Source organism: Psychrobacter sp. CAL346-MNA-CIBAN-0220 (assembly GCF_040309805.1).
Taxonomy (GTDB): domain Bacteria; phylum Pseudomonadota; class Gammaproteobacteria; order Pseudomonadales; family Moraxellaceae; genus Psychrobacter.
The window spans coordinates 1-276 of record NZ_JBEOPF010000228.1; the positions used below are offsets into that span (position 1 = coordinate 1).

Consider the following 276-nt stretch of genomic DNA (forward strand, 5'->3'; position numbering starts at 1 on the left):
CCCATGCCCACTCTGTATGTCTAAATACAGCATTAAACGCAGACGCATCTTTGGTGGTACAGGCAATATTTAAACGTAATGCGTGTTTGTGTTTACACACTGTTATGTTGGGGAATGATTTATATGCTGTTAGATATTTATTATTGAGAGGCTGAGAGCGGTGACGACACCCACACTCCCAAATAGCACTAATAGACTCAAAGTTAATTATTGCTTCTTCACCATTAGGAACAGGGTTTATTAGCTTACCAAAAAGAAAGTTAGTCAGTGTTAACT

At 38.4% G+C, this 276-nt stretch carries 1 protein-coding gene; it reads right to left on the reverse strand.

The features are described 5' to 3' along the window. Positions 1 to 276: hypothetical protein (locus AAEY88_RS13425; protein WP_350563185.1), on the reverse strand; the 276-nt coding region annotated here is incomplete at both ends.